The sequence below is a fragment of the Streptomyces sp. NPDC087901 genome, from assembly GCF_044742205.1.
In the GTDB taxonomy this organism is placed as follows: domain Bacteria; phylum Actinomycetota; class Actinomycetes; order Streptomycetales; family Streptomycetaceae; genus Streptomyces.
Genome location: NZ_JBIUUC010000010.1, coordinates 258,746 through 282,733 on the forward strand (window position 1 = coordinate 258,746; position 23,988 = coordinate 282,733).

The window sequence follows — 23,988 nt, forward strand, 5'->3', positions numbered from 1 at the left end:
GTCCTCTCTGAAACCAACCTGCTGCGGACGAAGGCCTCAGATCATCGAGCGCATCGGGCCGTGCGGCGGCTCGACACCGATCTCGGTGAGGGCCGAGGCGTGGAAGACGGATCCCGGCACATGGATGGCGTGCGTGAGGCCCACGTGCGCATCACGCCAGAAGCGCTGGATCGGATTGTCGAGCCGCATCGCGTTGCCGCCGGAGCGGGCGACGATCTCGTCGACCGCGCGGACGGCCCGCCAGGCGGCCGCTGCCTGGGCGCGCCGGCCGACGGCCCGCCGCTCGAAGCCGACCTCCTGGCCGGCGGCGACGGCGTCGTAGATCCGGCAGATGTTGTCCAGCAGCGCCGCGCGGGAGGCCGCGATCTCGGCCGCCGCGTCGCTGATGGCGTACAGGACGTACGGGTCGTCCTTCACGGCCTGGCCGGTGATCTGCACCCGGGAGCGCTGGTAGTCGAGGTGGTGGGCGAGCGCGCCCTCGCAGATGCCGATGACGGCGGCGGTGATGCCGAGCGGGAACGCGGCCGAGAAGGGCAGCCGGTAGGCGGGGTTGGCCAGCCCCGACTCGGCGGCCAGGGAACCGTCCACGACCTTGTTGTACTCGATGACGCGGTAGTCGGGTACGAAGGCGTCTGCCCGCGTCGGAGCTCGGTGCGGCGACCTCGGTGCTCTCGTTCTTCCGCAGCCTCGGTGGTGCGATCGGTACGAGCGCCCTGGGCGCGGTACTCGGTCACCGGGTGGCCCAGGAGATGGAGAAGGGCTTCGGCGGGGCGGCGGGCAACGGGGGTGCCGGGCACGGTGTTCCCGACCTCAGCACCCTCCCCGAACCGGCCCGGCAGGTGGTCGAGCACGCCTACGGTGTCGCGACCGCGGATGTCTTCCTGATCGGCGCCCCCTTCGCGTTCCTCGCCCTGATCGCGGTGCTGTTCATCAAGGAGAAGCCGCTCAAGACGCAGAGCGGCATGGAGCGACTCGCGGAGGAGAGCGCCGCGGCGGCGAAGTCCTCCGCCGCCGCTACGCACTGATCGCTGGGTCACTGATCGCTGGGCGACCGATCCCTAGGTCACTGAGTCACGGAGCCCCGCATCGCACACGCCTGTCGCGTGTGGGCGCGGGGCTCCGAACTGCTCGCCGGACACGAGAACACGAACAGCGTCCGGCCTTCCGACACCTCACCGGCGGCGGGCCATGCTCCGGCACGCGTGCTGCCCTTGTTCAGCCGTGCCGCATCCAGATGTTGGGCTCTCGATACACGCCATGACCGGCGGATCGGTCCACTCGAAGCAGGCTCAATCCTCCTGGGATCACGTAGTCGCCCGAGTCGGGGAAGGCCATTCCCGTCCAGTGTTCCCACTCGGCAACCGTGCCCGTCATCGTCTGCGAGGCGGGAGCCGCCGAAAGGATCTCGGCACCGAGGCGCTGATGGGTCCGTATCCATGGGTCGAGGGCCATCCCGTCCTCTCGGGTCCACCGCATGAAGGTCTCGATGGGTGTGAGCGGATACCGGGCCTTCGTCGTCGGGCGGACCGGCGCGATGACGTGGACCAAGCCGGCTTCCTCAGCAGTCCGCCGCAGAGCCTTGAGGGTCTCTCCCGCAAGCCCGCGTCCCTTGAGCGACGGGGTGACGACAGCTCCGCAGATGACCAGGGTGTTGGCTTCGGTCTCCTGCTCACGACCTTCGACCGCACGGACAAGGGCCTGCGTATACCCGGTGGGAAGCGTCTCGGTCAGGCCGTCCCAGTGGATCGGCACACCCCAGCCCGATGCGACCGGCGTCTCCCGCTCATCCACCAGCGTGAGGTCCAGAGCGGCGAACCACTCACCGACCCTGCCTATGTACTCCTTCACCAGCCGGTCAGCGGTGATGAACTCCGGAAAGCCCTCGCTGAAAAGCTCCTTCAGCTGCTCATCCGGCCACGTGCGCGCGTCAGTTCGCTCAATCTTGAATGCCACACCAGTTCATAGCACAGACATTCTCGACACTCGCTGCACCGATACCGTCCCGCCGGAGCGGAGCCCGGCAGCATATGGGGGCGGACCGGGATGGATCGAGCGGATTTCCACCTGTCATGGTGTCGCCATGACTCCCCCCTTCAACGCACCCGCCGACGCCCACCCCGACGCCCACACGGCCGCCGTGGAGCGCTTCCCCCTCCAGTTCGCCCGCACCCGGCGCTTCTCGCTCGGCGTGCCCCGGCAGTTCACCGTCTCCCCCGACGGCGAGCGGGTGCTGTTCGTCCGGAGCACCTCGGGCACGGACACGGTGAGCAGGCTCTGGCTGTACGAGGACGGTGCGGAGCGGCTGCTGGCCGATCCCCTCGGTCCCGGCTTCGCGGACGACGCCGCCGGCGAGGTGCCGCCCGAGGAACTGGCCCGACGCGAGCGGGCCCGCGAGACCTCGTCCGGCGTGGTGTCCTACGCCACCGACGCTGCTGCGCGTCTGGTCGCCTTCCCACTCCAGGGCGTCCTCTGGGTGCTCCGCACCGACGGCGGCGCCCCGCGCCGGATCACCACGGCCGGACCGGTCGTCGATCCGCGCCCCTCCCCCGACGGCTCCGTGATCGCGTACGTGTCCGGGGGCGCGCTGCGGTCCGTACGCGCCGACGGGACGGATGACCGGCCGGTCGCCGAACCGGACGGCGAGCACATCACGTACGGGCTCTCCGACTACGTCTCGCAGGAGTCGATCGGGCGCTCGCGCGGCTACTGGTGGTCCCCTCGGAGCGATGCGCTCCTGGTCGCCCGGGTGGACACGGCCGCTCGTCTCCGTACAGACACGCGACCAGCGGTCGGTCCACGTCCTGGAGGTGGACGATGCCTCGGGTGCGACCCGCACCCTGCACCGGACCCACGACCCCGCCTGGGTCGCCCTGCGTCCGGGCACACCGCTGCGCCTCGACTCCGGAGCGCTCGTCGTCCCCGCGCGGCCGGGCGGCGACACCCAGGGGCTGGACATCGGCGGCGCCACGACACCGCCCGGCCTGGAGGTACGCGAGGTGATCGGCGCGGCGGACGGGCGGGTGTACTTCGCGGCGGGCGAGGAGCCGACCGAGGTCCACGTCTGGTCATACGCCTCCGATGATCCCAACCGGGGTTCCGTACGGGGTCACGTACGCGGTCTCGTACGGGTCAGCAGCGCACCCGGCGTGCACACCGCCGCGGTCGGCGGCCCGACGGTGGTCCTCGACAGCAGGACGCCGGGCGGCCACACGGTGACGGTGCTGCGCACCGGCGCCCCGACGGGCAGCATCGCGGTTCTGGCCGAGGAACCGCTCGTCACCCCGCGGCCGCTGTCCCTGAGCCTGGGCAAGCGGGAACTGCGCAGCAGGCTCTACCTGCCCTCCTGGCACCGGCCGGGCGACGCTCCGCTGCCGGTGCTGCTCAGCCCCTACGCCGGCCACGGCATGCAGGTCGTCCTGGAGGTGCGGACCTGGTGGGTCGCGGTCGCCCAGTGGTTCGCCGAGCAGGGGTTCGCGGTGCTGGTCACCGACGGACGGGGCACTCCGGGGCGTGGCGAGGCATGGGAGAAGTCGGTGCACGGCGACCGCCTCACGGCCGTCCTGGAGGACCAGATCGACGCGCTGCACGCGGCAGCGGACCGCCACCCCGAGCTCGACCCGACCCGGGTGGCGATGCGCGGCTGGTCGTTCAGCGGGTATCTGGCGGCGGCAGCCGTCCTGCGGCACCCGGAGGTCTTCCACGCGGCGGTGGCAGGCGCGGCCCCCGCCGACCGACGGCTCTACGACACCCATTGGGAGGAACGCTTCCTGGGTCACCCGGACGTGCAGCCCGAGAACTACACCCGCAATTCGCTCCTGGACGAGGCGGGGGCGCTGACCCGGCCGCTCATGCTCGTGCACGGTCTTGCCGATGACAATGTGGCCGTGGCGCACACGCTGCGGCTCTCCGCAGCACTGCTCGCGGCAGGCAGGCCGCACACGGTGCTGCCGCTGTCGGGGGCCGGACATCTGGTCGGCCAGGAGCAGACCGCGAGCAATCTGTTGCTGCTGGAACGGGATTTCCTGCGGAAGTCCCTGGGACGTTGAACACAGATCGCCGGCTGCGCGTACCTCTGGACGAAGCGTCGGAGCCGAGAACACCGTGGAAGGAAATGCCAGCATGAGCGCATCGCAGGACCACGAGGTCCGCATCGGACGCCGGACCGTCGTCACAGCGGCCGGCGCCGTCTCCGTGGCGGCCGTACTGACCGCGTGCGGCAGTTCGAACGAGTCGGCCGGTTCCGGTGTCGTCAAGCAGGCCGATGACGGCGGGGACGGCGGCGGAGGCCCGGTCCTCGCGAGGACCGCCGACATTCCTGAGGGCGGCGGCAAGGTCTTCGCGGAGCAGGGGGTCGTCGTGACGCAGCCCGCGGCCGGTGAGTTCAAGGCGTTCTCGTCGAAGTGCACCCACGCGGGTTGCGCGGTGTCCAGCGTCTCGGACGGCGCCATCAACTGCCCTTGTCACGGAAGCAAGTTCGACGTGGCGACGGGCGCGGTCACCACAGGTCCGGCCACCACACCGCTGCCGGCCGCCGCGATCACGGTCGAGGGCGACGCGATCAGCCTCGCGTCGTAGCAGGCCTCGCGTCGTAGCAGGCCTCACGGCCGTCCCCGGGCCGCGACTTCACCCCCTCTGCCCGGTCCGCCCGTTCATCCAGCAGCCGAGCAGCTCGTCTGTCGTGGTCACCGTGGCGACCAGGGCCAGAGTGTTGCGGATCATCGCGGGGGTGTAGTCGGCCGGCACCCCTGCGATGGCATCGGACGGCACCACCGCGGTGTACCCGAGGTTCACCGCGTCGAAGACCGCGTTGGGGATGGCCACGTTCGCCGATACGCCGGTGACGACGAGGGTGCGGCAGCCGAGGTTGCGGAGCAGGGCGTCCACGTCCGTACCCGCTATCGGCGACAGCCCGTGCAGCCGCCGGACGACGAGGTCCTCGTCCGCCACCTCGATGGGCTCGGCGATCCGTACCGCCGTGGTGCCGGAATGCTGCTGTACGGGAAGCCGCCCCGCGGCCCGGAAGAGGCGGGCGTTGCTGTTGGCGCCGCGGCCGTCCGGGCGGCGTTCGGCCACCGCGTGCAGTACCTGCACACCTGCCTCGTGAGCGGCGGACACCAACCGCGCGACGTTGTGCAGGGCCCCGGACGACCTGGCCTCCTTCGCAAGTTCGGGCAGCGCGCTGCCGGGTCCCACCACACCCTGCTGGCACTCCACCGTCAGCAGGACGGTGGTGGCCGGATCGGTCTGCTCGGCTAGCTGTTCCCTGGACGGCACGGCTGCCCCTCTCGATGACGGATCGGGCGCGCGAGGCTAACGTCCATTGCGCGATGAAGGAAGAGGCCTCATGATTCCTGACACATCGTCAGCTAACAGGAAGGGGCTTCCCATGGCCGTCAGTCAACGGCGGGGCCGCCGGATCATGATGACGGACGAGGAACGCGACACCTACCTCGCCGGACAGCGCACCTGCCGGGTCGCCACTGTCGGCACGGACGGCCGCCCGCATGTCGGCGCGCTCTGGTTCTGCTGGGACGGAACGTCACTGTGGCTCTACTCCATCACCCGGAGCCTGCGGTGGTCACAGCTGGACCACGACCCGAGGATCTCCGTGGTCGTCGACGACGGGGTGGAGTACGGGGAGTTGCGCGGCATCGAGCTCTCGGGCGACGCCGTCTTCGTCGGCGAAGCCCCGCGCACAGGTGAGCCCTGCCCGGAACTCACCGTTCCCGAGCGGCTGTTCGCCGCGAAGTACTTCGGCATGGAGGTGATGCCGCACGACGGCCGGCATGCCTGGATGCGACTCACCCCCGACACCTTCACATCCTGGGACTTCGGCAAACTGACCGGCCCGGCCGGCACCTGAGCCCTCAGCCGACCGGCCCGGCCGACGCCTGAACCCCGGGGGCCGAAGGGCAGCCCGGCTCCCACGCGTCCCCAAGAGGCGGCCCGGAGCCGACTTGGCCAGGCCGCCACGGCTGGCCGGGGCCGCGGTCGGCGGGGGTGGGCACGAGCAGGAGTTTCGCGAGCCGGGGCACCTCGGTGAAGCGGCCGGGGTCAAGGGGGACGTTCGACGTCGTCCGCTTCGGACGCGAGCACCGCCTGTGGGCCGTCATGACCCCGGACACTGACACAGACATTTCCCGGAACGTCCTCGGTCTCGCTTTTGAGTGAGACCGAGTCGGGACAGTGCATCCACGATCCGGACCTCTTCCGCCGACCATTTCCGATCTCGCTCCGGGAAAGGATCGTTCGTGAGAGTGAATGACCCTCTCGGCGTAAGGTCGGTGCCGTACGCGGGATTGCCGAAGCCCTGGTTCGGGCACCGAGGAGCCGTCGATGCCGGACCAGGATTCTGTGCGCGCCGCGCGGCTGGCTGGTTACGGGACCGTGAGTACTCAGCTCTCCTTGCTGAGCGACCACCGGCTCGGGGAGGTCGTGGCAGCTGCTGCCCCGCTCGGGTCGGGCATCGGCGGCAGGTCGGCAGAGCTGGACATCGACGGAACGCGCGTCTTCGTCAAGCGGATCCCTTTGACGGAAACCGAATTGAGCCCGGAGAACGCGCGGTCGACGGCGAACGTCTTCGAACTGCCGATGTTCTACCAGTACGGGGTGGGCTCGGCCGGGTTCGGTGCCTGGCGGGAGCTTGCCGTGCACACCATGACCACCAACTGGGTTCTGGGCGACGAGTATGCGGGGTTCCCCCTGATGTACCACTGGCGGGTTCTGCCTGACTCCCCTCCCGAAGGATTCACCTACGAGTTCGGGGGCCTGGAGGGCGCCGTCGCGCACTGGGAGGGATCACCCGCCGTTCGTGACCGGCTGGAGGCCATCGGTCAGTCCTCGTGCAGCCTGGTGGTGTTCCTGGAGCACGTGCCGCACACACTCGCCGGATGGCTGGCCCGCCACCGTGAGACCGCCGTGCCGGAAGGCGGGGGCGGCTCGCCCTTCCGCTGGGTGGAGGAAGCTCTGATGAGCGGAGCTGCCTTCATGAGTTCTCGCGGACTTGTCCACTTCGATGCTCACTTCGCCAACATCCTGACCGATGGCCGCCAGCTCTACTTCACTGACTTCGGACTGGCCCTGAGCTCCCGCTTCGACCTTTCGGCGGACGAGTCCGGCTTCCTCTCGGACCACCTCGCGTACGACCACTGCTACACCGCGAGCCACCTGCTCCGCTACCACTTGCTCGACGGCGTGCGCGGTGACACGGAACGTGAAGTCTTCCTGCACGACTGGATCGCGGGCCGGCGACCTGGCAACGTTCCGCCCGAGATCACGGCCATCATCGACCGGCACGCACGCCCTGCCGTCGTCGTGGACTCCTTCTTCCGCCGTCTGCTCACCGAGAGCAAGCAGACACCGTTCCCGGCTGCGGAGATCGAGCGGCAGTTGGGCGCCGGCGCCACGACCCCGAGCTGATCCACACCCTCGCCTCGACTGTCCAGCCGTACGGCATCGGCTGCCACTACCGCTGCCCGCCGACGGGCCTCTCGGTGCACCTTCCTGGCTCTACGCCCGTCCGGCAGCAACTCGGGTCACTTTGTAGCCGAGGCCTCGCTCCGCGGACGGGGAGCGGGGTCCTCTCGATCAAGGCGCTCCCGCCCCACTGTCTGCGTCGGGCCGGCGCATCCATGGTTTCGGGTGAGAGACCAGGATGCCGAGCCATTCGAAGAGCTTCGGCGGCCATGCCGGTCGGATGTCCTCGGGTCCTTACGACCGCCCGCCGAACTGCCAGTTGTGCACCTCGATGCCGGCGTACCGGTCCGAGGTCAGGACGGAGCGTGCCGTCTCCGAGTCCGGCGCCCGGACCAGCGCCGCCGTGCCCAGCCAGGTGGCGCCGTCGTCGGACAACAGCGGTCCGTAGGCGATCAGCTCGTCCCGGCCGGGCGGCACTGCGAGGTCGGCGGCCTGCCCTGAACCGAGGCCGAGCACCAGGTACCGGTTGCCACCGGTCGGGCCACCGGGGAAGTCCCACATGGTGCGTCCCAGGACGTTGCGCCACCGCCGCAGCAGCACGTCCCGGTACACACCGGCCTGGTAGCCGGGCTCGTCGAAGGCGAACGTGCGGGCGGCGGCGGGATCCGGGAGGTCGACGATGTGCACGCTGCCGGTGGGTACGTCGCCGACGAGGGTCGGGCCCCGGGCGATCATTTCCTTCGCGTACCGGTCCATGTAGGACCAATGCTCTTCCAGCAGCTCGTCGCGCAGCAGCAAGGATCCGGGCCGGTCACGGTGGTAGCAGAGGAACTCCATGCCCATAGTGTCTCTTCAAGGAGATAGCCGGGGCGAGCGGGTTTCACTGCGACGACTGCTCTGCGGCCTCACCCAGAGGCATGCGTGCAAGAGATCGAGCACTCGACCATCCGGCCGGTCAGCTGCTGGAGTTGACCCTGTCGCGCAACTCCAGGAACAGGAAGCACTTGCTCAACGTCTGCGAGCGGGCAGGCGAATGCCACGGGGCGAGCCGAGCTGCACCGGTCGAAGTACGCATCGGCATCGGCATCGGCGGGTTCCAAGCCCCACAGCGGCCGGCCGAACCAGGCCCGGATCTGCTCCTGGTGCCCGGCATCGCCGCGGACCAAGCCGTCCGTCAACCCTGCATGCACCAGTGCCGGCACAGAGGCGAACTGAGAACACGCTTCAGGAATCCCCTAGCGGATCGTCCAGCTCCCGCCCCGACTCCCGGAGCGCCGCGACCGCCGCCCTGATCGACGGACGCCGGTCCGCGTCCGCCCGCCACACCGCGTGCACGTGCCGCCGCATCTTCTGCCGCACCGGCACCAGCCGCACCCCGTCGGGCACCGGCCCGCGGCCCAGCCGGGGCGCCACACAGACGCCCATCCCCGCAGCGATCAGAGCGAGTTGGGTGTGGTGCTCGCCGGCGAGGTGGGCAATGCGCGGTTCGATCCCCTTGGAGCGGAGGGTGAACATCAGCCAGTCGTAACAGAATTCGCCCTCGGGCCAGGACACCCATTCGTCGTCGGCGAAGTCCTCCAGGTCGACCTGGTCCCGCTCCGCGAGCGGATGACCGGCCGGCATGGCGATGTCCGGTGCGTCGTCGAGCAGTTGCGCACGGGCCAGACCGCCCGGGACCGGCAGCCGCTTGTTGCTCCAGTCCAGCACCACGGCGAGATCGAGGTCGCCTCTGAGTACCGCCCGGATTCCGTCCTCGGGCTCCAGTTCCTGCGTACGCACCCGGAGTTCGGGATGGTCGGCGCGCAGGGCGAGGAGCGTGGCCGGGAAGAGCCCGCGCGCCGCGGTGGGGAACGCGCCCAGCCGGATCTCGCCCACCACCTCGCCCCGTTGGGCCTCGATGTCGGACTGGGCCAGCTCGACCTGCGAGAGGATCCGGGCCGCATGGTCGGCGAGCAGTTGCCCCGCGTCGGTGAGCCGGATCCCGCGGCCGTTCCTGGCCAGTAGCTGCTGGCCGACCTCCCGCTCCAGTTTCGCCATCTGCTGAGAGACGGCGGACGTGGTGACGTGCAGCCCCTCCGCGGCGCCACTGACCGAACCGAGCCGGGCCAGGGCATCCAGGGTTCGCAGGCGCTCCAGGTTCAACATGTAAGCAATGCTACGCGGACTCCAGCACAAAGTCTCACTTGTGCTACGAGATTGTATTAGTCATCGTTGACCTCATGAGCGCACCACCCGCACCGAGAAGCCCGGCCGCCGAGACCACCCCCGCACCGAGGGCCGAGCAGACGTCCATGGCCACCGCGTCCCCGGGAGTCAAGCACGCCGCCCCGACGTCTCCCCTCGCCGATCCCGCCGGCCGCTCCGGCGACTCCGGCGGCGCCGGCCGCCCGGCGCTGGACTGGCGGCTGCGCTTCGCGGCGCTCTCACTCATCTGGGGCTTCAGCTTTCTGCTGATCAAGGTCGGAACGGATGGTTACGCACCGTTCCAGGTCACGCTCGGCCGGCTGTTGTCGGGGACCGCGGTCCTGGGCGTGGCCATGGCGGTCAAGCGTGAACGACTGCCGCGAACCGCCCGCACCTGGGGCCATCTGGCCGTGGCCGCCTTCTTCCTCAACGCCCTGCCGTTCTCCCTGTTCGCCTACGCGGAACTGACCATCCCGTCGACCCTGGCCGGCATCTGCAACGCGACCTCACCCCTGTGGGGCATGGCGCTGTCCCTCGTCGCGCTCTCCGAGGACCGCCCGACGCGCCGCCGCGTCGCCGGACTAGGGCTCGGCTTCCTCGGCGTACTCACCGTGCTGGGCGCCTGGCAGGGCTTCTCCGGCCTGGACTTCAGCGGTACGGCGATGGCGCTCCTGGCCTCCCTCAGCTATCCGATCGGCTGGATCTACGTCCGCCGGACCCTTGCGGGCACCGGTTCGTCGGTCCTCTCCCTCACCGGCAGCCAGCTCTTCCTCGGTACGGTGCAGATCGCCCTGGTGACGCCGCTGTTCACGTCGGCACCCGACGGATTCCCGCTGTGGCCCACCCTGGCCGTCGTCGCTCTGGGGGCCCTGGGAACGGGCCTCGCCGTACTGCTCCAGTACGGCCTGGTCGCCGAGGTCGGCCCGACGACCGCGCAGATGGTCACCTATTTCATCCCCGTGATCGCCACCGCCGCCGGAGTCGCCGTGCTCGGCGAGCAGCCGAGCTGGAACACCCCGGTCGGCGCCCTCGTCGTCCTGGCGGGTGCCGCGCTGACCCAGAGCAGGCCCCGCGCCGCCGAAGTGCCCGCCCCGCTGGAGCCCGCACCTGGACGGCGGCTCAGGAAGCCGTCGTAGCTCATCCGTAGCTCAACGGGTTCGCGGGTCCCGCCGCTGCCGCCACCGCGTCGGCGAGCGGCCCGATGTCGGCGTCGGTGAGCGGCGACACCGTGATCCGGATCCCCTGAGGAGCGGTCATCCGGAAGCGGGCTCCGGGCGCCACCGCCCAGCCAGCGTGCAGCAGCCTCGCCACGGCCCCTGTCTCGTCGCTCACCGGAACCCACACGTTCATCCCGCTGCGTCCGTGCGCCTCGACGCCCCGGTCCTCCAGCGCCCGGACAAGTGCATCCCGGCGGCGCGCGTACGCCCGGGCCACCTCGCGGGAGTCGACCGCGCCCGTCGTCCACAGGTGCACCACCGCCCGTTGCAGCAGCCGGCTGACCCAGCCGGGCCCAAGCCGCTGCCGGCCCGAGACCCGGTCGGCGGTGACGGCGTCCCCGGTCAGCACGGCGACCCGCAGATCCGGCCCGTACGCCTTGGCGACGGACCGCACGAACGCCCAGCGGTCCGTGGCGCCGGCCAGGGGGTGCAGCGGCAGGTCGACGATGGCGTGCCCGTGGTCGTCCTCGATCAGCAGTACGCCCCGGTATCCGGCGAGGACCGCCCTCAGTTCGGCCGCGCGCCCTGCCCCGATCGCGGCTCCGGTCGGATTCTGTGCCCGGTCGGTGATGACGGCCGCCCGCGCACCCGCCCCGAGCGCGGCGTCGAGGGCGTCCGGCAGCGGCCCGTCGTCGTCGACGGCGACGGGGACCGGGCGCATGCCCAGTGCCGGGACGAGATCCAGCAGACCTCCCCAGCCGGGGTCCTCCACCGCGACCGCGTCACCGGGTCTGAGATGGGCGACCAGCACCCTTTCGATCGCGTCCAGCGAGCCCGAGGTGGCGATCACCGGCCCGGCCGGAACACCGTCCGCGTCGAACCCGGCGCGGGCCAGCGCGGCGAACTCGGGGTCCACGGACACCTGCGCATACATCCCCGGCGCCCGTGCGTACGCCTCGGTGACGGCGGCGAAGGCTTCACCCAGCGCGGGCAACAGCGCCGGGTCGGGGTTGCCGTCCCCCAGGTCCCGCACACCTGGCGGCGCCTCCACCCACACCGACCCGCGCGCGGTGCTCGCCGGTCGCGGCCGGACCCTGCTGCCCCTGCGCCCCGCCGTCTCGATCACGCCCCGCTCCCGCAGGGTGCGATAGGCGGCCGCCACCGTATTGGGATTCACCTTCAGCTGACTCGCCAACTCCCGCATGGGAGGCAGAGCTTGTCCGGGTGCCAGCTCACCCGAACCGACTGCCCGCTCCACACTCGCGGCAATTTCCGATGCACGCCGCCCACTGATCCGATACTCTCCTAGCACAAAGAACAGTATGCACTAGTGCAATGGAGTAGGCAATGCCGGAGACCGAACCCCAGCAGACCACGGCCCCGGACCTCGAAGCCGCAACCGCCTACGACCCGACCGGGCGCACGGTTCCGACCCGCTCCCGCGAACGGGCCTCGTACGACCGGGAACAGGTCCACTCGATACTCGACGAGGCGTACGTCTGCCACCTCGGCTTCGTCCGGGACGGCGCGCCCGTCGTCCTTCCCACGCTCTTCGGCCGGGTCGGCGAGCGGCTCTACGTACACGGCTCGACCGGCTCCCGGCCGCTGCGGGCGGCGGGCGGAAGCGACGAGGGACTGGCCGTGTGTCTGACAGTGACGCATGTCGACGGGCTGGTGCTGGCGCGTTCCGCCTTCCACCACTCCCTCAACTACCGTTCCGTGGTCGTTCACGGCGTGGCGCGGACGGTGACCGACCCCGAGGAGCGGCGCGTCGCCCTCGACGCGATCGTGGAGCAGGTCGTGCCCGGGCGCTCCAAGGACTCCCGGCCTGCCGACGAGAAGGAGCTGGCCGCCACCGCCGTGATCCGGCTGGACCTGCGGGAGGTCTCCGCCAAGATCCGCACCGGTGGCCCGAACGACGACGAACGCGACCTCGCACTGCCCCACTGGGCGGGCGTCGTCCCCCTCGCGCCCGGCTATGCCACACCGGTTCCTGCGGATGACCTCGATCCTTCGATCGCCGTCCCGGAGTACCTGAAGGCGCTCTGAAACGGCCCGGTATGGCGGGGCAGCGCTACGGCCACTGCCCCGCCATCCCTGCCGGTCACACGGGGACGACCGCCTCCCGGCGGGCGTTCGCGGCGCCGCGTGTCTCCGCGGCGGCCAGCCCCACCACCGCCGTGAGCAGCAGCAGCGTCCCGGCGACTGTCGCCGGTGTGAGCCGCTCGTGCAGCACGACGACAGCGATGACCGCCGCGCTGACCGGTTCGAGCAGCATGATCACCGACACGGTGGCGGCCCGCACCACCGCGGCGCCCGCGAAGTAGAGCGCGTAGGCGAGCGCGGTCGGGATCGCCGCGACGTACACGAGCAGCGTCACCACCTGCGCCGGGTGCTCCGTGTGCGCGACGAGTCCCTCACCGGCCGCCATCGGCAGCAGGAGGGCCCCCGCGATTCCGAACGCCCAGGCGCTGGTGGCGAGCGGGTCCGCGCCACCGCCGTCACGGCCGAGCCAACGGGTGAGCAGCGTGATCGCGGCGTATCCGGCCGCGGAGAGCAGGGCCAGCGCGATCCCGGCGGGCCGCACCGTCCCCGCGTCGCCTCCGAGCACCAGTACGGCGAGACCGGTCAGTGCTCCGGCGACCGCGGCGAGTCCGCCGAGCCCGAGCCGCTCCCCCATCGTCAGCCGGGCTCCGACGGCGATGAGGACCGGGCCCGCGCCGAGTGTCACCACGGTGCCGACCGCGAGGCCGGTGGCCTGGACGGCTGCGAAGTAAGCGGTCTGGAACACGGCGAGACCGATGCCGGTACCGAGAATGCGCAGCAGGCGCCGGCGCCGGGACTCGATGACGGCGGCTGCGCGGCCGGGCCGCAGCACGAGCGCGCCGAGCAGGAGCACGAGGCCGCCCGCGCAGCGCCAGAACGACAGGCCGAGGGGGCCGAGATCGCTGGACTCGAAGAGCAGCGAGGCGGCGGCGCCGGCCGTGCCCCAGGCCACTCCGGCGATGATCAGATAGCACAGGCTCCGCCCGACGGACAGGCCGGAAGCAGGATTCGACACGTGACTTCTCCAGAGGAAGACAGGAAGGTGGTCGCTCGGCTCCGCACGCGGGCAGCGACGAACCGCTCGGGGACTGCCCGAGCCCGGTCTTCGTCAGGTGTGGCTGCCCGCGCTAGGCGACAGGCGGCGGAAGTACGGTCAAATGCATGATCGCCACCCTAGGAGGCGGCGCGACCGGCAGGCAACTCCGCCTCGGACGCCGTCCGCTTCTCGTTCGCCCCTGAGGCAATGGGGCCGGAGGGCGCCTTGGGCGTTGACGACTGCGCGATGAAGGCGCCGGTCAGCACGAGCGCACCGCCGATGAGTTGCGGGGCGGCCAGATGCTCCCCGAGCAGCACCCACGCCAGCACGGTGGCGATGACGGCTTCCAGACAGGCGACGACTCCCGCCACCGCGGGCGAAAGCAGCCGCACCGAGATGACGCCTGTCACGTACGCGATGACGGTGGCGAGCAGCACGATCCAGACGAGGAGCAGCCAGGCGGGCACATCCGAGCCGTTCATGGCGGTGTCGCCGCCGAGCACGGACCAGTCCATGCCCCACGGCCGCGCCACGACGGTGAGCACGGCGGCCCCGATCAGCAGGCCGTAGGCGATGACACCGACCGGATGCGGGGGCTCGGCGCCCTCGGCCGAGTCGACGCTGCCCTGGTCGGAGAGGACGAAGTAGCCGACCTGGCAGCAGGCGGCACCGAGGGCGAGCAGCAGCCCGACAGCATCGAAACTCAGCCCGGCCCACACCTCGACGACACAGGCCAGACCACCCACCGCGAGGACGACGCCGACAGCGGCCGCCCTGGTCACCGGCCGGCGCTGGACGAAGCGCACCCAGCCGAGGACGAGTGCCGGCGCCAGGTACTCGACGAGCAGCGCCACGCCCACCGGGATCCGGGAGATGGCGGCGAAGTAGCAGGCCTGGACGCCCGCGACGGCAAGGAGTCCGAATCCCAGCAGCAGCACGGGGCGGCTGCGGACCAGGTCCCGGTGGCGCCAGGCCACCGGCAGCATGACGAGCGCGGCGCCCGCCACCCGGAGCCACACCACATGGAGCGGGTCGAGCCCCGCCTCGATGAGCGGCTTTGCCGCCACTCCGGAACCACCGAATGCGAAGGCCGAGGCGAGGGCGAGTCCCAGGCCGGCGTTTCTCCCCTGAGACGCGTGCATCGGCACATCATGACAGCTGACGTCAGGAGCGTCATCCCTGTGACGCCTGACGCGGGTAACACTCCGATGTCATTGACGCCCCTGACATAGACGGCTGGACTCTGACCCGCACCGCCCGCCCGGGACCGGGTGGCCCTCTACGCGCCGGGCTCCCCGGCCGCCGCCACTGCCGCACGGGCGACGGCCAGGGCGTCCATGTAGTCGCGTACGCGTGTGATCACTGGCGGCAGACGGGGCGACGGGGAAGCGGAACTGCGCGCAGCACTGATCGTCACCACGATGGTGGGCGTCACCATCGACCATCAGCTGCTCGGCCTCGCCCGCTCCGGGACACCCCCGCCGACCGCGTCGCCGCCCTGCTCCGCCCGGCTCTCGACGCGCTCGCACAGCGATCGGGCCGAATCCGGAAGTCACCCCTGGGGGAACGCCTCCACGATCCGGCCCTCGACCAGTGCCGCGTCGACGCCCGCCCGCTCCAGCACCTCGACGGCCCGGCACTCCCGGTCCCCGGTCAGCGCCACGAGCAGGTCGACGCCGCCGGCTCTTTCGCGCCCGAGCGACCGCGCGCGACGGTACGCACCCACCATCGCGGACGCCGCGGAGGGCGACCAGCCCTCGGCACCCGCGTCCGCCACCACCGGGAGGGCGCCCGAGTTCTCAACCGTCCCCTGCCAGCGGAGCCCGTATCCGATGCTTCGCTGGACGAGGTAGCCGAGCACCCTGGCCAGCTGCGGGCCGCCGTCGAAGGCGGTGCGGACCTCGGGGTCCGACTCGATGAGGGAGTGCAGCAGATGGGCCGTGTCGATGTGCCGGTCACCGTCCCGCAGAGCGCGCCTGCGCGCGCCCGTCACCACGGCGGCCAGCTCCGCGGTGAGGCCGGCGTCGAACTCAGCACGATGGTTCGGTGCGGGCTGCTGAGGGATCCGCGGCGTCCGGTTCTGCACCCTTCCACCCCATCAGCCGAGACGGGCCCGGGCGTCCCCGGAGAGTGCCATTGCCGCATCCCACCCGAGTCGGGCACCGAGAAGCGAGGCCTCCTCCTTACGGATGAGATCGCGCCACGCCAGGAACTATTTCCCGCTATCGGCGCGCGCCGCCTTGCCTCGCGCCCCCTGAGCAACCGAAAGCCTCCCCGCACACGTCCCACAGGCTGGAGCACTGTCACGGCGGCGGGAGGGGGTGCCGGAGGTGAGCTGGCTCGTCTCGCTGCCTGCGCTCGACGGGTACGACTACGTCTACCGGGTCCACGCACCGTCCGACGCCCTGCGCGCGGATCTCTTCTGGGCGGCGTTCCACTGCCACGACGACGGACCGCACCCCCGCGCCTGCGACCGGTTCGACGCGGCCCTGATCTGGCGGACCGGACCGGCCCAGGAGATCTGACGCTTCATCAGTATTGAATGTTCTCGCCGCTGCGGCTACGTTCCGCGACACCGTAACCCGTCGAGAAGGGGTGGTCGCATGGCCGAAGTCAGTGCAGAGGCGCGCATCGAAGCACCGGCCGGCAAGGTCTGGGCCCAGCTGACCGACTTCAGCACGTACGGGGAGTGGAACGCCACCCACTCAAGCTTCCCCAAGGGGGGCCCGGCCACGCTCGAACTCGCGGGCACCTATGAGGAGAACCTGAAACTCATGGGGTTCCCCGCCGAGGTGACCTGGACGGTGTCGGAGCTGGAGAGCGGACGCCTGCTGACGACCACGGGTAAGGGGCCGATGGGCGTCAACCTGAAGATGAGTTACGTACTGACGCCGGACGGTGAAGCCACCACGATCCGCATCGACGGCGAGTTCACCGGCGCAGCGGTCTCCCTGATGGCCGGCAAACTGAAGGACTCCGCCACGGCGGCCCTCATCGAGTCGCTGCGCAAACTGGACGGACTGATCATCGCCTGACCACCCGGAGATCGGCGACAGCGCGCCGGAGACATGGCGAAGGACCCCGCAGCACCGCCGCGAGGCCCTTCGCCATACCTGCCCACTTCTCCCACCGTCGGCTCAGTGCTCGTCGGCGAGGATGAGGTAGAGCTTCTTGCGGGCGTCGTTGACAACCGCCAGCGCCTTCTCGCGCTGATCGGCCGACCCGGTCTTCCAGACCTGCCCGAACGCCTCCATCAGGCCGAAGCCGGCCTGCCGGATCTCGTTCACGCTCTCCCAGTCGACGCCGCGGCCGGCTTCCTCCCAGGGCGCGTCGGGCCCCGACTCCGCCTCGGTGCGGCCTGCGTCGGTGAGCGTGAAGAGCTTCTTGCCGCCCTCGCTCTCACTGACGATCAGACCCTCGTCCTCCAGCAACTGAAGGGTCGGATAGACCGAGCCCGGACTGGGCCGCCAGGCCCCGCCGCTGCGCTCGCCGATCTCCTGAATCATCTCGTAACCGTGCATCGGCCGGTCCTTCAGCAGCGCGAGGATCGACGCACGCACGTCACCGCGGCGCGCCCGTCCCCGACCGCCGCCCCGGCCTCGTCCGCCACCGAAGGGGCCGCCGCCGAATGGGCCGCCGCCGAAGGGCGGACCGAACTGGCCGAAGGCCTCCCGACGCCCCTCGAAGTCGCCCCGCTCCTGCTGACCGGGCCCGTAGGGGCCTCGCCCACGTCCGTGACCGTGTCCGTGCTCATGTCCATGTGAACGCATGACCGTACTCCTTCTCGTAATGATCGTTGGTCTATCGCTGTACTGTCGCGATGGCTCAACGATATATCGGTAACAGTCGCTTAGCAAACCCCTTCGTCGAGTTTCCGATGACTTGTGTCAGCGACCCTGGACCACGTGCCACGGAGTGTGGGCCGAAGGCGCTTTGTGACAGTGAAGATGGACGGCCGCAGCTGAGACCTCTCCTGGCACGCTGGTGCCATGAACGACTTCCAAGATCAAGAGCTGGTTGATCTGCTCGCTGCTGCGGACTCTCCCTCGTGGAGCGTCAGGGCCGCTGCGGGACGTCGGCTGGCGGCGGCTCCTCGGATCGAGGCCGTCGCCGATGTCCTTCACCGCCTCTTGCTCGATGTCCAAGACACCGCCGTGACCTCGGGGACAGCCGAGGCCCTGTTGGCACGTGGGGACCTGGCCGGTCTGCGCGCCGTGCTCGCGGCCCGAGCTGACGCTACCGACCAGTGGACTGCCGACGAGCTCGGCGCGGAGCTGAACGGTGACCCTCGCTGGATGACCGGTGACGGCGCGGCGGAACTCATCCGGCAGCTTCGGGTGCTGGCGGCGGATACGGATACAGGGGTCCGCGACGAGGCCCAGCAGCGGCTTTCGCTCCTACGCCAGGATGACTGACCTGCGGCGGTCCATCTTCACTGTCACAAAGCGCCTTCGGTCCACACTCCGTGGCACGCGGTCCAGGTTCGCCGGCACAGGACATCCGAGCCGCCGACCCGGAATTGGCCTTGGCCTGCGGCTTTGCCGGGCCCCTACTGTCGGACCATGAGGATTCGAATCGTCGACGCGTTCACCGACCGCCCCTTCTCCGGCAACCCCGCAGGTGTCCTCCTCCTGGGCACGGAGGGGTTCCCCGATGACAGCCGACTTCAGCAGATCGCCACGGAGCTGAACCTCTCCGAGACCGCGTTCGCCCACCCGCTGCCACCGGGCGGCGCCGCGGACTGGGCGCTGCGCTGGTTCACCCCGGCCACCGAGGTCGACATGTGCGGTCACGCCACGCTTGCCACGGCCCACGTCCTGCACTCCGCGTCGATCGCGAGCGGAACGGTGCGCTTCGCCGCGCGGTGCGGGGTGCTGACCTCGATCACGGCCCCGGACGGATCGATCTCACTCGACTTCCCCACCGCGCCGCTGACCCCCGAGAACCCGCCGCAGGGGCTGGCCGCCGCCCTGGGCGCGGAGCCCGTATCCGTGCACGACACAGGCCCGCACGTCGGCGACCTGCTCGTGGAACTGACCGACGAGGCGGCCGTACGGGGGCTCTCGCCGGACTTCGCGGCGCTGACCGCCCACTCGCGGCGCGGCGTCATCGCGACAGCAGCCGCCGCCTCATCCGGATGCGGCTACGACTTCGTCTCCCGCGGTTTCTTCCCCGCCGTCGGCATCGACGAGGATCCGGTGACGGGCAGTTCCCACACCGCGCTCGCGCCGTTCTGGTCGGCCCGGCTCGGCCGCGACGAGCTGACCGGCCTGCAGGCGTCCGCACGGTCCGGACTGGTCCGTACGTCACTGCGCGGCGACCGCACCCTGCTGACCGGCCGTGCGGTGACGGTCGTGGACGGCGAACTGCTCGTCACCCTGTGACGACGCCGGGAGGGGGTGTGCGGCCCGTCCCGCACACCCCCTCCCGGCCCACACCCCTCCCCCGCTCAGGGCGTCGGCAGCCAGCCCACCTTCCCGGCGAGCAGCGCGTAACCGACGAACGCGCCGATGTCGAGCAGGGCGTGCGCGGCGACCAGCGGCCCCACCCGCTGCCAGCGGCGGTACAGCAGCACGAAGACGACGCCCATCACCATGTTGCCGACGAAGCCGCCGACGCCCTGGTACAGGTGGTACGAGCCGCGCAGGACCGAACTGGCCACCAGCGCGGCCATCGGGGTCCACCCCAACTGCCCCAGCCTGCGCAGCAGATATCCCACGACGATCACTTCCTCCACCACGGAGTTCTGGATCGCCGACAGGATCAGAACCGGGAACTTCCACCACACGTCAGGCAGTGACTCGGGGACGACCGTGAGGTTGAAACCGGCTGCCCGGGCGACCAGATAGAAGGCCAGACCCGCACTGCCGATACCCGCCGCCACCAGGGCCCCGCGCCCGAGATCCGGCCCCGGCCTTGTCCGGTCGAAGCCGATGGCCCGCAGCCCCGTGCCCTCCCGGATCAACAGGTGCGCCACCAGGGCGACAGGAACCAGCGCCGTCGTGATCCCGAAGAGCTGCCAGGCGAGATCCAGCCATGGGCGCCCCGGCGCGTAGGAGCTGTTGAGGGTGGCCGCCTGATCCTTCAAACCCCCTGGTTTCGTCAGGGATCCGACAAAACTGATCAGGGCAGACACCCCGCTGGCACCCAGCGAGAGAGCCAGCACCAACACCGTCTCGGACCGCAGAATCCGTCGTGAGACGGCCTCCTGAGGAAAAGAATCAGCCACTCGCACCGCCTCCACCTGTACACCTGCCCTCAGTTGTGCATTCACGTCCCATGCCGCTCCCCACCCCGCTAGGGTCTCGAATGCAGGTACGAAGATCATGCGCGACAGGCCGGGGGACGACCACCATTGCCGATGGTGTGGTCCCCCTTTTCCTTGTTCATCCTCAAGGAGGGGCACCACCGACATGGGACGTCACAGCTTGCCCGACGACTACGCCACGGACGGAAGCGGGGACCGTCCACCGCGCCGCCGTCGCACCGTGGTCATCGCCACCATGCTCGTTCTCGCCGTGGCCGCGGGAACGGCGGTCGCGGCACAGGGCGGCCTGCTGTCGTTCTCGAAGTCCTGCGAGGAAACCGCCGTACACCTGTCCATGATGACCTCACCGGATATCGCTCCCGCCGTGCGTGCCGTCGCCGACAAGGCACGCAAGGACGATCTGAGATCCGACGGCCGCTGTGTGGACGTGGACGTGGTGGCCCGCGACTCGTACAAGGTCGCGGACGCCCTCGCGCGCGGCACTCGTGCACCGGACTACCAGATGTGGCTCCCCGACTCCGATCTCTGGCTGAACCGGGCGAAGGGCAACGGGGACGCCATCCCGATCACCCCGGGCGATTCCGTCGCCTCCTCGCCCGTCGCACTCGCCATGGTGCCCTCCGCCGCCAAGACTCTCGGCTGGCCGGAGAAGAAGTACTCCTGGGCGGAACTGACGGCCGCGGCCATGGAATCCGACAAGGTGCGCCTCGGCTCGGCCGACCCCGCACGCAGCGCCACGGGCCTGCTCGCGCTGACGAGCATCGGCATCTCTTCCGACAAGCTGGGGGGAGACAGCGACACCAGAGCCGCGGCCACCGCCAAGCTGCTCGCCCAGCGGATGTCGGACGGTGACACCCAGGTCGTCGAGACCCTGCCCCAGGACAGTTCCGGCGCGGAGCAGGGCAATCCGGCACGCAACCAGGCGGTGCTGCTCTCCGAGCAGGCCACGTTCGCCCACAACGCCGAGTCGGCGGACGGCGGCAAGCTCGACCTCTTCTACCCCAAGGACGGCGCCCCGCTTCTCAACTACCCGTTCACCCTGGTCAACGAGGAGGAGCAGACCACCGACGAGAGCCGGGCGGCGCTACGGTTCATGACACTGCTGTCCGAGGACGCCGCCCAGCGCACGCTGAAGGAGCACGGATTCCGCACCGTCGACGGCACGGCGGACGACAGCCTCGTCGCCTCGGCCGGCGGCAAGTCGCCCCAGCCGTACGCCACATCACCTGGGACAGCGCCCTCGGACGAGACGCTGCAGGAGACGCTCGGCATGTGGACCATCACGGTGCAGAGCGCGCGGCTCACCACCGTCGTCGACGCCTCGGGGTCGATGGCCACGATCGTGCCGGGCCGCAACCAGTCCCGGATGGACGTCACCAAGGCCTCCCTGATCCAGGCGCTCAACCAGTTCACCCCCAACGACGAGATCGGTCTCTGGGAGTTCGCCACCCGGCTCGACGGCGAGAAGGACTACCGCCGGCTGGTGGCCACCGGCCGGCTCGGCGACGCGGCCAAGGGCGGCGGCACGCACCGCGAGAAGCTCGCCGCGGCATTCGCCGCGCTGCAGCCCGTGCCCGACGGCGCGACAGGCCTGTACGACACCGCGCTGGCCGCCTTCAAGGAGGCACAACGCACCTACGTGAAGGGCAAGTTCAACGCTGTCGTGATCCTCACGGACGGCTCGAACCAGGATGAGCAGTCCATCTCCCGCACCGCCCTGATAGCCGAGCTCAAGAAGATCACCGACCCGGAGCGCCCGGTACCGCTGCTCGCCATCGCCGTCGGCCCCGACGCCGACCGCGAAGAGGTGAACGAGATAGCGAAGGTGACCGGCGGCGGCGGATACCAGGTCAGCGACCCGGCGGAGATCCAGGCGGTGATCCTGCAGGCCGTCATGACCGCGGGACAGAGCGGCGGCGCAACCGGAGAGTAGCGCGCACGGCCAGGACGACGGCCCGGGCGGACCTCTCCCTCAGCCGCCGCGGAAGAGGTTCGCCCAAGAGCAGGGCATGCCCGGAGCAGCGGCTGGGCAACCGGCCGCCCGGGCCCGGCTCACCGTGCGGGAAGGTCCACCGGCCAGGTGTGCACGGGCTCGCCGTCCTGCATCAGTTCGGCGTAGCGCCGGGTCATGGCGGCGAGTGCCTCGGCCCGCCCCAGCCCGGCCTCCCGGGCCCGGTGGTAGGTGTCCGCCTGCCAGGACGCCCCGTTCACCCGCCGCCTGCAGCGCTCCTCGATGATTCCCAGGTAGTGGTCCCGGTCCGCGGGCGCGATGTTCCAGGCGTCGAGGCCCGCGGCGGCCAGAGGCAGCAGTTCGTCCCGCACGAGCTTGACGGCCGGCACCCGGGTCAGCCCGCCGGAACGGCCCGGCCGGGGCCAGAGCAGTTCGGCCTCGATGCCCCGGCGGCAGGCGGTGTCGAAGTTCTCGGCCGCGGCGGTGAAGGGCATCCTCGTCCACACCGGACGGGTCTCCTCCGCAAGGGCCCGTACGAGCCCGTAGTAGAGCGCGGTGTTGGCGATCACATCGGCGACGGTCGGTCCCGCGGGCAGCACCCGGTTCTCCACCCGCAGATGCGGGACGCCGTCCGCGATCCCGTACACCGGGCGGTTCCACCGGTAGACCGTGCCGTTGTGCAGGACGAGCTCCTGGAGCCCCGGCACCCCGCCGTCGTCGAGTACCCGTAGCGGGTCCTCCTCGTCGCAGATGGGCAGCAGCGGGGGAAAGAAGCGGAGGTTCTCCTCGAAGAGCTCGTACGCCGAATCGACCCACCGCTCACCGAACCAGGTCCTCGGCCGCACCCCCTGGTTCTGGAGTTCGGGCGGCCTGGTGTCCGTGGCCTGCTGGAAGAGGGGCGGCCGCGACTCCCGCCACAACTCCCGGCCGAAGAGAAAGGGGGAATTGGCCCCCATGGCCACCTGGACCGCCGCGACGGCCTGGGCCGCGTTCCACACGTCCGCGAAGCGTTCCGGAGTCACCTGCAAATGCAGCTGCACCGAGGTGCAGGCCGCCTCGGGCGTGATCGACCCGGAGGTGCAGACCAGTCGCTCCACACCTTCGATATCCAGGGAGAAATCCTCGCCGCGCGCTGCCACCATTTGATCGTTCAGCAGCGCGTAACGGTCCACGTCCGAGAGATTGGACCGGACCATGTCCTCGCGTCCGAGGGTGGGAAGTATTCCGATCATCATGATCCCGGCGTCGACCTCGGCGGCCTTCCGGTCGGCATATCCGAGACCGGTCCTCAGCTCCTCGGCCAGCTGGTCGAGAACGCGTCCTGAAAGATTATGGGGAACTATGTTCACTTCGAGATTGAACATCCCCAGTTCCGTCTGGAAATCGCGGCTCGCGATGCGCTCCAGAACCTGCCCATTCAACATCTTCGGCATACCGTCGGTGCCGACCAGATTCAGCTCGATCTCCATGCCCATGAGGTTGCGCGGCCGGTCGAACCTCCGCTCCGCCAGAAGCCTCCCCAGCCCCTCCAGGCACTGGTGGAGCTTCCTCCGGTACTTCTGCCGGTCGGACAGGTCCAAGGCGCCCGCAACGACCTTCTCCCCCATCGAAGCATCCCTCCTCGAGTGGGCAGCCCGCGGCCCAGGCCGCTCGCGTCACGATCGATAATGCCCAGACAGGGAGATCCATAACGCACCACGGACGCCGCGCACCCGCTAATCTGATGTCCGAGGCCCGGGGCACATTCACTCGGCATGGTGCAGCGCGCAGATTCCCCGTTCGGCGCCCAGGGAAAGTGCCGACACGTTTCAGCCTACCGCCGCAAGGGAAAAACCTGAGGCGGTGGCTGTGCCGCTCACAACGAATCAACATAATCTCCGCATAATTGAGTCCGGATACCGTCTTGTCGGCAATAGCCGTGGCGGCTAGT

23 protein-coding genes and 2 pseudogenes are annotated in these 23,988 nt (G+C 70.2%); 12 read left to right on the plus strand and 13 right to left on the minus strand.

Features of this window, described 5'->3' with window-relative positions:
* Nucleotides 1-36: 36 nt before the first annotated feature.
* Nucleotides 37-588 carry an acyl-CoA dehydrogenase family protein gene (locus tag ACIOEW_RS28450; protein WP_401967016.1) on the minus strand — a complete coding sequence of 184 codons (552 nt, stop codon included), beginning with the start codon at nucleotides 586-588 and terminating at the stop codon, nucleotides 37-39.
* Nucleotides 589-632: 44 nt separating this feature from the next.
* Between ACIOEW_RS28450 and ACIOEW_RS28455 the strand changes: the two are divergent.
* Nucleotides 633-1,025: pseudogene (locus ACIOEW_RS28455) on the plus strand (MFS transporter); the annotation flags it as partial.
* 190 nt (nucleotides 1,026-1,215) lie between these two features.
* Here the strand turns inward: ACIOEW_RS28455 and ACIOEW_RS28460 are convergent.
* Nucleotides 1,216-1,953, minus strand: a complete 738-nt coding sequence (locus ACIOEW_RS28460) for a hypothetical protein (RefSeq protein ID WP_401967018.1) — start codon at nucleotides 1,951-1,953, stop codon at nucleotides 1,216-1,218.
* A 127-nt stretch (nucleotides 1,954-2,080) separates the two neighbouring features.
* Here ACIOEW_RS28460 and ACIOEW_RS28465 point away from each other — a divergent pair.
* Both ACIOEW_RS28465 and ACIOEW_RS28470 read left to right on the plus strand, forming a co-directional pair.
* Nucleotides 2,081-4,046 (plus strand): annotated as a pseudogene (locus ACIOEW_RS28465) (prolyl oligopeptidase family serine peptidase).
* 73 nt (nucleotides 4,047-4,119) lie between these two features.
* Nucleotides 4,120-4,575: a Rieske (2Fe-2S) protein gene (locus tag ACIOEW_RS28470; protein ID WP_401967021.1), complete on the plus strand. Its 456-nt coding sequence runs from the start codon at nucleotides 4,120-4,122 to the stop codon at nucleotides 4,573-4,575.
* 48 nt (nucleotides 4,576-4,623) lie between these two features.
* On the opposite strand, the gene ACIOEW_RS28475 is transcribed toward ACIOEW_RS28470, so the two are convergent.
* Nucleotides 4,624-5,274 carry a cysteine hydrolase gene (locus tag ACIOEW_RS28475; RefSeq protein WP_362547601.1) on the minus strand — a complete coding sequence of 217 codons (651 nt, stop codon included), beginning with the start codon at nucleotides 5,272-5,274 and terminating at the stop codon, nucleotides 4,624-4,626.
* 112 nt (nucleotides 5,275-5,386) lie between these two features.
* On the opposite strand from ACIOEW_RS28475, the gene ACIOEW_RS28480 reads away from it, so the two are divergent.
* The gene (locus ACIOEW_RS28480; protein ID WP_362547598.1) at nucleotides 5,387-5,863 is read left to right on the plus strand and encodes a pyridoxamine 5'-phosphate oxidase family protein; all 477 of its coding nucleotides are present in this window, start codon (nucleotides 5,387-5,389) and stop codon (nucleotides 5,861-5,863) included.
* Nucleotides 5,864-6,336: 473 nt separating this feature from the next.
* Nucleotides 6,337-7,419 carry a protein kinase family protein gene (locus ACIOEW_RS28485; protein WP_401967026.1) on the plus strand — a complete coding sequence of 361 codons (1,083 nt, stop codon included), beginning with the start codon at nucleotides 6,337-6,339 and terminating at the stop codon, nucleotides 7,417-7,419.
* Between the two features lie 291 nt (nucleotides 7,420-7,710).
* Here ACIOEW_RS28485 and ACIOEW_RS28490 read toward each other — a convergent pair whose 3' ends face one another.
* Entirely contained in the window at nucleotides 7,711-8,253 is a 543-nt protein-coding gene (locus ACIOEW_RS28490; protein WP_362547592.1) for a YciI family protein, read from the minus strand.
* Nucleotides 8,254-8,640: 387 nt separating this feature from the next.
* Nucleotides 8,641-9,561, minus strand: a complete 921-nt coding sequence (locus ACIOEW_RS28495; RefSeq protein ID WP_401967029.1) for a LysR family transcriptional regulator — start codon at nucleotides 9,559-9,561, stop codon at nucleotides 8,641-8,643.
* Between the two features lie 38 nt (nucleotides 9,562-9,599).
* On the opposite strand from ACIOEW_RS28495, the gene ACIOEW_RS28500 reads away from it, so the two are divergent.
* Entirely contained in the window at nucleotides 9,600-10,736 is a 1,137-nt protein-coding gene (locus tag ACIOEW_RS28500) for a DMT family transporter (protein WP_401967032.1), read from the plus strand.
* A 1-nt stretch (nucleotide 10,737) separates the two neighbouring features.
* Here the strand turns inward: ACIOEW_RS28500 and ACIOEW_RS28505 are convergent, their stop codons facing one another.
* The gene (locus ACIOEW_RS28505; protein WP_401967035.1) at nucleotides 10,738-12,069 is read right to left on the minus strand and encodes an aminotransferase class I/II-fold pyridoxal phosphate-dependent enzyme; all 1,332 of its coding nucleotides are present in this window, start codon (nucleotides 12,067-12,069) and stop codon (nucleotides 10,738-10,740) included.
* Nucleotides 12,070-12,104: 35 nt separating this feature from the next.
* Between ACIOEW_RS28505 and ACIOEW_RS28510 the strand changes: the two genes are divergently transcribed.
* The gene (locus ACIOEW_RS28510) at nucleotides 12,105-12,806 is read left to right on the plus strand and encodes a pyridoxamine 5'-phosphate oxidase family protein (protein ID WP_401967038.1); all 702 of its coding nucleotides are present in this window, start codon (nucleotides 12,105-12,107) and stop codon (nucleotides 12,804-12,806) included.
* Nucleotides 12,807-12,861: 55 nt separating this feature from the next.
* On the opposite strand, the gene ACIOEW_RS28515 is transcribed toward ACIOEW_RS28510, so the two are convergent.
* The 4 genes from ACIOEW_RS28515 to ACIOEW_RS28530 all read right to left on the minus strand — a co-directional run bounded on the left by ACIOEW_RS28515 (nucleotide 12,862) and on the right by ACIOEW_RS28530 (nucleotide 15,925).
* On the minus strand, nucleotides 12,862-13,818 hold the full coding sequence (locus ACIOEW_RS28515; protein WP_401967041.1) for a DMT family transporter: 957 nt from the start codon (nucleotides 13,816-13,818) through the stop codon (nucleotides 12,862-12,864).
* Between the two features lie 158 nt (nucleotides 13,819-13,976).
* The gene (locus ACIOEW_RS28520) at nucleotides 13,977-14,981 is read right to left on the minus strand and encodes an EamA family transporter (protein WP_401967043.1); all 1,005 of its coding nucleotides are present in this window, start codon (nucleotides 14,979-14,981) and stop codon (nucleotides 13,977-13,979) included.
* A gap of 137 nt (nucleotides 14,982-15,118) precedes the next feature.
* Nucleotides 15,119-15,277, minus strand: a complete 159-nt coding sequence (locus tag ACIOEW_RS28525) for a hypothetical protein (RefSeq protein WP_362547570.1) — start codon at nucleotides 15,275-15,277, stop codon at nucleotides 15,119-15,121.
* Nucleotides 15,278-15,391: 114 nt separating this feature from the next.
* A complete protein-coding gene (locus ACIOEW_RS28530) occupies nucleotides 15,392-15,925 on the minus strand; it encodes a Clp protease N-terminal domain-containing protein (RefSeq protein ID WP_362547567.1) in 534 nt (177 codons plus the stop codon).
* A gap of 244 nt (nucleotides 15,926-16,169) precedes the next feature.
* On the opposite strand from ACIOEW_RS28530, the gene ACIOEW_RS28535 reads away from it, so the two are divergent.
* Together ACIOEW_RS28535 and ACIOEW_RS28540 are read left to right on the plus strand one after the other, a co-directional pair.
* Nucleotides 16,170-16,364 carry a hypothetical protein gene (locus tag ACIOEW_RS28535; RefSeq protein ID WP_362547564.1) on the plus strand — a complete coding sequence of 65 codons (195 nt, stop codon included), beginning with the start codon at nucleotides 16,170-16,172 and terminating at the stop codon, nucleotides 16,362-16,364.
* Between the two features lie 78 nt (nucleotides 16,365-16,442).
* Nucleotides 16,443-16,874 carry an SRPBCC family protein gene (locus ACIOEW_RS28540; protein ID WP_362547561.1) on the plus strand — a complete coding sequence of 144 codons (432 nt, stop codon included), beginning with the start codon at nucleotides 16,443-16,445 and terminating at the stop codon, nucleotides 16,872-16,874.
* A 102-nt stretch (nucleotides 16,875-16,976) separates the two neighbouring features.
* Here the strand turns inward: ACIOEW_RS28540 and ACIOEW_RS28545 are convergent, their stop codons facing one another.
* The gene (locus ACIOEW_RS28545; protein WP_362547558.1) at nucleotides 16,977-17,609 is read right to left on the minus strand and encodes a PadR family transcriptional regulator; all 633 of its coding nucleotides are present in this window, start codon (nucleotides 17,607-17,609) and stop codon (nucleotides 16,977-16,979) included.
* A gap of 219 nt (nucleotides 17,610-17,828) precedes the next feature.
* Between ACIOEW_RS28545 and ACIOEW_RS28550 the strand changes: the two genes are divergently transcribed.
* Together ACIOEW_RS28550 and ACIOEW_RS28555 are read left to right on the plus strand one after the other, a co-directional pair.
* Nucleotides 17,829-18,254, plus strand: a complete 426-nt coding sequence (locus ACIOEW_RS28550) for a hypothetical protein (protein WP_401967048.1) — start codon at nucleotides 17,829-17,831, stop codon at nucleotides 18,252-18,254.
* Between the two features lie 147 nt (nucleotides 18,255-18,401).
* A complete protein-coding gene (locus tag ACIOEW_RS28555) occupies nucleotides 18,402-19,223 on the plus strand; it encodes a PhzF family phenazine biosynthesis protein (RefSeq protein ID WP_401967051.1) in 822 nt (273 codons plus the stop codon).
* Nucleotides 19,224-19,288: 65 nt separating this feature from the next.
* Here the strand turns inward: ACIOEW_RS28555 and ACIOEW_RS28560 are convergent, their stop codons facing one another.
* The gene (locus ACIOEW_RS28560) at nucleotides 19,289-20,068 is read right to left on the minus strand and encodes a CPBP family intramembrane glutamic endopeptidase (protein ID WP_401967054.1); all 780 of its coding nucleotides are present in this window, start codon (nucleotides 20,066-20,068) and stop codon (nucleotides 19,289-19,291) included.
* A 184-nt stretch (nucleotides 20,069-20,252) separates the two neighbouring features.
* Here ACIOEW_RS28560 and ACIOEW_RS28565 point away from each other — a divergent pair, with 184 nt between their 5' ends.
* A complete protein-coding gene (locus tag ACIOEW_RS28565) occupies nucleotides 20,253-22,040 on the plus strand; it encodes a substrate-binding and VWA domain-containing protein (protein ID WP_401967057.1) in 1,788 nt (595 codons plus the stop codon).
* A gap of 119 nt (nucleotides 22,041-22,159) precedes the next feature.
* Here ACIOEW_RS28565 and ACIOEW_RS28570 read toward each other — a convergent pair whose 3' ends face one another.
* Nucleotides 22,160-23,665, minus strand: a complete 1,506-nt coding sequence (locus ACIOEW_RS28570; protein WP_401967060.1) for a glutamate-cysteine ligase family protein — start codon at nucleotides 23,663-23,665, stop codon at nucleotides 22,160-22,162.
* Nucleotides 23,666-23,988: the final 323 nt, after the last annotated feature.

Excerpts from the sequence above, each read along its gene's own strand:
- ACIOEW_RS28470 (WP_401967021.1), top strand. The coding sequence starts at position 4,120 with ATGAGCGCATCGCAGGACCACGAGGTCCGCATCGGACGCCGGACCGTC.
- ACIOEW_RS28480 (WP_362547598.1), top strand. The coding sequence starts at position 5,387 with ATGGCCGTCAGTCAACGGCGGGGCCGCCGGATCATGATGACGGACGAG.
- ACIOEW_RS28485 (WP_401967026.1), top strand. The coding sequence starts at position 6,337 with ATGCCGGACCAGGATTCTGTGCGCGCCGCGCGGCTGGCTGGTTACGGG.
- ACIOEW_RS28490 (WP_362547592.1), bottom strand. The coding sequence starts at position 8,253 with ATGGAGTTCCTCTGCTACCACCGTGACCGGCCCGGATCCTTGCTGCTG.
- ACIOEW_RS28495 (WP_401967029.1), bottom strand. The coding sequence starts at position 9,561 with ATGTTGAACCTGGAGCGCCTGCGAACCCTGGATGCCCTGGCCCGGCTC.
- ACIOEW_RS28510 (WP_401967038.1), top strand. The coding sequence starts at position 12,105 with ATGCCGGAGACCGAACCCCAGCAGACCACGGCCCCGGACCTCGAAGCC.
- ACIOEW_RS28520 (WP_401967043.1), bottom strand. The coding sequence starts at position 14,981 with ATGCACGCGTCTCAGGGGAGAAACGCCGGCCTGGGACTCGCCCTCGCC.
- ACIOEW_RS28525 (WP_362547570.1), bottom strand. The coding sequence starts at position 15,277 with ATGGTGACGCCCACCATCGTGGTGACGATCAGTGCTGCGCGCAGTTCC.
- ACIOEW_RS28540 (WP_362547561.1), top strand. The coding sequence starts at position 16,443 with ATGGCCGAAGTCAGTGCAGAGGCGCGCATCGAAGCACCGGCCGGCAAG.
- ACIOEW_RS28545 (WP_362547558.1), bottom strand. The coding sequence starts at position 17,609 with ATGCGTTCACATGGACATGAGCACGGACACGGTCACGGACGTGGGCGA.
- ACIOEW_RS28550 (WP_401967048.1), top strand. The coding sequence starts at position 17,829 with ATGAACGACTTCCAAGATCAAGAGCTGGTTGATCTGCTCGCTGCTGCG.
- ACIOEW_RS28555 (WP_401967051.1), top strand. The coding sequence starts at position 18,402 with ATGAGGATTCGAATCGTCGACGCGTTCACCGACCGCCCCTTCTCCGGC.
- ACIOEW_RS28565 (WP_401967057.1), top strand. The coding sequence starts at position 20,253 with ATGGGACGTCACAGCTTGCCCGACGACTACGCCACGGACGGAAGCGGG.
- ACIOEW_RS28570 (WP_401967060.1), bottom strand. The coding sequence starts at position 23,665 with ATGGGGGAGAAGGTCGTTGCGGGCGCCTTGGACCTGTCCGACCGGCAG.